Annotated in this window: 3 protein-coding genes; 2 read left to right on the forward strand and 1 reads right to left on the reverse strand. The window is 44.9% G+C overall.

Translation table 11 applies throughout. The annotated features are described in order from the left end of the window. Positions 1 to 105 precede the first annotated feature (105 nt). Entirely contained in the window at positions 106 to 366 is a 261-nt protein-coding gene (locus tag LWH94_RS18680) for a hypothetical protein (RefSeq protein ID WP_232903248.1), read from the reverse strand. Positions 367 to 581: 215 nt separating this feature from the next. Here LWH94_RS18680 and LWH94_RS18685 point away from each other — a divergent pair, with 215 nt between their 5' ends. Next, on the forward strand, positions 582 to 1,223 hold the full coding sequence (locus LWH94_RS18685) for a helix-turn-helix transcriptional regulator (RefSeq protein WP_232903249.1): 642 nt from the start codon (positions 582 to 584) through the stop codon (positions 1,221 to 1,223). Then, a complete protein-coding gene (locus LWH94_RS18690; protein ID WP_232903250.1) occupies positions 1,162 to 5,415 on the forward strand; it encodes a DUF4062 domain-containing protein in 4,254 nt (1,417 codons plus the stop codon). The genes LWH94_RS18685 and LWH94_RS18690 overlap by 62 nt, the downstream gene beginning before the upstream one ends. The last annotated feature ends 129 nt before the right edge of the window (positions 5,416 to 5,544 follow it).

The raw sequence follows: 5,544 nt of genomic DNA on the forward strand, positions 1-5,544 counted from the left end.
GTTGATCGTTTACCGTAAGATTAAAGGGTGCTGGTTTCCGGGCCAAAACAGAGTCTCCGAGCTCGTAAATAATAGCTCGAATTGTAGCACATTTTCGCTTAGGGATTAACCAGACGGAACACTAGTCATACCAACCGATAATTGCGACAACTGCTCTTCAGTGACCTGAACGCCATTACGATAAGGCTGAAAAATACCGCCAACAGCAGAACCCAGACCAGCCGCAACCCCCTGAAAAGCGCCACCGACGTTGTTCAGAGCGTCACCAAACCCGTTTTGCTGTCCGCCGTTAGTGGCGCAACCCGAAAGCGCCACGCAAAATACTGCAATGGCAGTCCGTTGCAAAAATTGAGCATTCAATTTCATGTAGATACCTCATTTTTTAGTTTTGGAACGACGAGAATCTCGTCGCGGTTGAACCCTATGCGATCAGCCCGTTTTCACAAGTAAAACATTGTCAAATATCACACTAGAGCCCTAACATAAGCATCGCTTTTTTAGTCGGCCGGCTCTCTCCTCTAGCGATTTCTGCGCCCACAGGTATAGTTAGGCAAACAATCAACCAACAGAAAGCAACCTGCATGACCAAGCATGACTCCAACGCTTCCGGGCTGAGCGACCTGATCACTAGTTACATAGATTTCCCGGAGAAAACCGGAAACGAATTGGCAAAAAAAATTCTGGAGATCCTGACCAGTCACTCGGTTCGAAACAAAATTTCAAAAGCAGCAGGTGGTTACCGCACTCAGATATCGATTGGCCTTGATCACCTGGTTGAGGAAGTCCGGCAAGAAACGGTCATAAATTGCTTAGAACAATTCCTGAAGCCTGACTATGAAGTAATGCTGGACGAACAAAGTGCCAAGTACGTCCACAATGCGGCCCAGTTTGCTGCCTATGCACTCGTTGATCGCCATCTTGGCAGCGTAACGAAAGATGGCAAAGAACGGACAAAGCGACTGAGCACGACGCCGTATAAGTGGGGGGAATCCCCGGAAGAGGACGAACAAAATACACCGGCCGTCAGTTTCACCAATGATCCGTCCCACGAGATGCTAGAACTTGCCCTGGAAAAGGCAAAAGCCACAGACACAAGCCTGCACCAGTGTTTGAGTTTGCTTCAGAAAGGCCATACACAATTGGAAGTTGCAGAAATTATGGGTGTCAGCGATAGAACAGTGCGTAATCACCTTAAAAAAGCCGCAGAACTTGTTAGATATTGATCGCAAATCGACCGCACATCCAAAGGGTCTTCCATTGAAAACCGATAGAGTATTCCGTCTCTTTATTAGCTCTACTTTCGGCGATTTTTTAGAGGAGCGCGAAGTCCTCAGATCGCAGGTCTTTCCTTGCCTGGAAGAGTTCTGTGCAAAAAAAGGAGTCCGATTTCAGGCTGTTGATTTGCGGTGGGGCATAACTGAAGAGGCTCAAAAAGAAAGAGAGACCATCCAGATCTGCCTGGAAGAGGTGCGCCGCTGCCAGGAGCTTTCCCCAAAGCCCAATTTCGTGGTGTTACTCGGTGATCGATATGGCTGGGAGCCAATTCCCGAGCAAATCTCAGTAAATCATTGGGATCGGATCATTAATGAACTGCGAGGTCAGAATGCGACAGAGGCGCTCGAGATCATCGACTCTGCTTACCGTCGCGATGAAAACGCATCCCCCCCCGTGTACTGTCTCAAACCAAGGGAAGGCGCATGGGAAGACGGAGAGAAAAAGGACACAGAAATTCAAAAAGCACTCAGAATGGCGACAGCCTCTTTTGATGGCTACGATCGGCTCCCCTACTTCGCCTCAGCCACGCACCAGGAAATTGCGATGGGAGCATTAGCGGTCCCTGACGCTGACAAACACGTTCAAGTTTACATTCGGCATATTAAGCATCTTGACTTGCCTAAAGGAAAGGCTTTCGTTGACTGGGACGAAAACCTGAAGGCCCGAGTCCCGGGCGCTGCCGATCGCCTTAACAAACTCGAAAAGGTGATTCGCCAACGCCTTGCTAGCGACAACGTCCATACGATGAGGTGTCGTTGGCACCGAAGACACAAAAGACCTTCCCGACACCATCTCAGAAAATTTGCAAACGACTTCTATCGGCATCAGGTCCGTTTAATTTCCGAGGAGCTCGAAGCCCACGAGCAAGAAACCGCTGAAAACAAGGTCAATAAACACAGACTATTCGCAGAAGAACGATCCAAGTCATTCGTAGGAAGGCTATTGGAAATCGATCAAATCTGCTCTTACCTTGATAGACGAGAGGAGCCGGCAAGCCCATTAATCATCTCAGGCGATGGAGGCATAGGGAAGACATCCCTTCTGGCACGCTCCTTCCTTCAAGCTGCAGATCAGACCTGCACCCAACAAGCACCTGTAACCATCGCAAAATTCATTGGAGGTGTAGTTGGAATCGAAACACTAGACAACCTTCTGCAGAGCATTATATCCAGCATTTCAAGCGCCTATGAGATGGACAGTGTCCAGCCTACAGGTGATATCGAAGATACCATTAAGGAGTTTACAAACAAACTTTCATTAGCCTCTGGATCAAAGCCGATCTGGCTATTTATCGACGCATTGGACCAGCTGAACGAAGAAAATGACCCACCACTGTCTCACTGGCTGCCAGTCGTTTTACCTGACAATGTTCGGGTGGTCATAAGTACCCGCCCCGAAACGCTCACCCATGGACTCGCTGGTTTACAAGGCTACACTCAGCTACAACTGGATAAGATGTCTCGGGTGGATGGCGAAACTCTTCTTAATGAGTGGTTATCCCAGTCCCGGGCCACAAAAAACAACGTCGACCTCCTTCCATCATCAGAGAGAACCCTCACGGCCGAACAAAGAAACGTTGTTCTGAACACATTCGAATCGAATGGCAACCCACTCTGGCTCAGGTTGGCTTGTGAGGAGGCTAGACGATGGCGGTCGTGGGACAGAATAAATACAAAGGCCCTCCCCGAAACTGTACGAGAAATGACGAAAAACTTTATACAGGAGTATCTGCTCAAGAAGAGGAAGCATGCAGAAATATACACACACAGAGCTCTGTCATATATCGCAGCTTCACGATATGGCCTCTCTGAGGATGAAATCGCAATTGCCCTGGGCAAGGATAGCTCTGTCAGAAAAGAGTTCGAGAGCTCTGAAAGGACACCCGTAAAATGGCAAAACCAAGAAGCGCTGCCGCCGATTATTTGGTCACGCTTATTTCTTGACCTAAGCCCGTACTTAACCAGTGCTTATATTGATGGGGCCTTGGTATATCGCTTTTTTCACAGGGAGTTTCAGGAAGTAGCTGCGGAGATTGCCGCGTCGGAAACGGAAATTCATCAGATACATGCTCACTTGGCTCAGGTATTTTCAAAACCGTACGGTGCCGATCTCTATAAGCTCACAGATGCTTCAAAACCAACGCAGGATAGTCGAGCGTTGCGGCGTATTATGGAGCAGCCTTGGCAGTTAGCGAAGGCGGAGTATACTGAAGAGCTTCAAAAACTCCTTACAGATTTCTCATTTTGTATGGCCAAGTGTGCTGCCAATAGATCAGAAGACTTACTTAAAGATATTAGATCAGCAAAAAGCATTGGTGCATTCAATAATAAGACCTCAATTTTTTGGGCCAATGAATTCCTCGGGAGGCTATGCTTTCTACTTGGTTCGGGAAGCTCAAGTTGGCCAGCGCATCGAATACTCCTACAGTTGAGTATGGAGTACCCCCACCGTAGCCCATTAAAAATTCAATCCGATATATGGATAGATAACCAAAAAATTGATTGGACGATCGCACATTTAGGCGCAGTTGATCACGATACTTATGCCAATACCTGTGAATGTTTATTGGCAGGTCATAGCGAAGGAATTAACGGCATTGAGACCATCGGTGATGGTAAGATCATTTCTTGGGCAAGATCAGAGCTCAGAGTTTGGAACTACCATACTGGGAGCGTTATTCGGACTTTTGATAATATTTCAGGTCGAATTCTTAGAACAAAGAAAATAAACGACCGACTGGCAATTGTAATCTCAGAAAACTCTCAATTTTTAATAGACTTAAAAACGTTATCTAAGCCATATTTCATTGAACAAAATAAAGCTTCTGTCTTACTGCCCAATACCGATATCGACTCTTACTTTAGTGAACTGATTTTTCGTCGTGAATTGAAACTTGATGGAAGGAAAGAAGAATTACAAAATCTTGATAATGACGATGTCGCATCAGCCTTCTACACAATCAACGACTTTGATTCATATATAAATGCCAAATACCTTCCAGATGGAAGAATTCTAAGCTTTTCATCTGATGGAACGTTACGAATTTGGGATGGTTTTTCTGGCGATTTAGTATCAGAGTTAAAGGGTCACACTGATTCTTTAGTTTATGCAACTATGCTTTCCAATGGTCAACTTATCTCATGGTCACGTTCCGAAACAATTATGAGAAAATGGAATATTGAAAGTGAGCAGTCAACTGTAGTTCATGATTGGGATCCCGCAACCCGAGAAGTAATAATACTTAGAGATGGCAGAATTATATCTTGGTCAGATACTGGTCGTGCCGTAATTTGGAGCTCCGATTTCAGTAATCAGTTATCTACCCTGGATGGGCACTCGTCTTCTATTAATGGAGCAGATATCTTAGCTTCTGGAGAATTAATAACATACTCTGAAGATGGAACAATCAGAATATGGAACCCAATCATTAATAATCACCCACTAAAGAAAGACGGGCACTTGGCGTCTGAGCCTTTTATTAGAGCAATCTCTTTGAAGAATAATAACATATTATCCTGGACTCCTAAGAAAGCTATAGTTTGGTCTGGAATTGATGCGAGCATTTTATCAAAACAAGAATTTCCAGCTCTAATCACCGGCGTTACCCCATTAAAATCTGGCGACGCTATTTTGACCCTTTTGGATGGAAGGGTCAGAAAGCTTAGCAATCCTAGCTTTGATTTTTTTAGAACTCCTCCTCATGAAACACTCGTGCGGATAGAGATTGCAGGTGAAAAGACGATCAATATAATATCTGAATCAAAAAATAACAACCAAATAAAGCTCGTTTCTCGGGAATTTCACACTGAAGATGGAGAAGAGATTCGGTCAAAAAACAGGGATATCTTTAAAACCACAAAATCAAAACCTGAACTTCCAAAATCGAATATTACAACCCATCCGCATAATGAAGCTGTAGCTATTTTAAACAAATCAAATAGATATAATGCTTCATATACGTATTATGGATATGAGATTGAACCCCCAAAGAATAGCATCGTGATCGCGACCCCAAGAGGGGTAGAGGCTATTATTTTTACGGAGTCAACACGTACAATTGCCTTCTCCAAAAACGGAGACCTGTTTGCGATTTCCGGATTTTATGAACTGACCGCTAACAAAGTAATAATTAAAAATTAGCTAATTGAAGTGGACCCCGAAATTTGGACAGGTGCCTAAGCTCTGATTCATCATCTCCACAAGGAGGAGAATCATGAGCAAGAAACGCAAGCAATACAGCCCATCGTTCAAGTCCAAAGTTGCCCTAGC

This window comes from Marinobacter sp. G11 (assembly GCF_021282325.1).
GTDB lineage: Bacteria > Pseudomonadota > Gammaproteobacteria > Pseudomonadales > Oleiphilaceae > Marinobacter > Marinobacter vinifirmus.

Coding starts and splice junctions, on each gene's coding strand:
- LWH94_RS18680 (WP_232903248.1), bottom strand. CDS start 366: ATGAAATTGAATGCTCAATTTTTGCAACGGACTGCCATTGCAGTATTT.
- LWH94_RS18685 (WP_232903249.1), top strand. CDS start 582: ATGACCAAGCATGACTCCAACGCTTCCGGGCTGAGCGACCTGATCACT.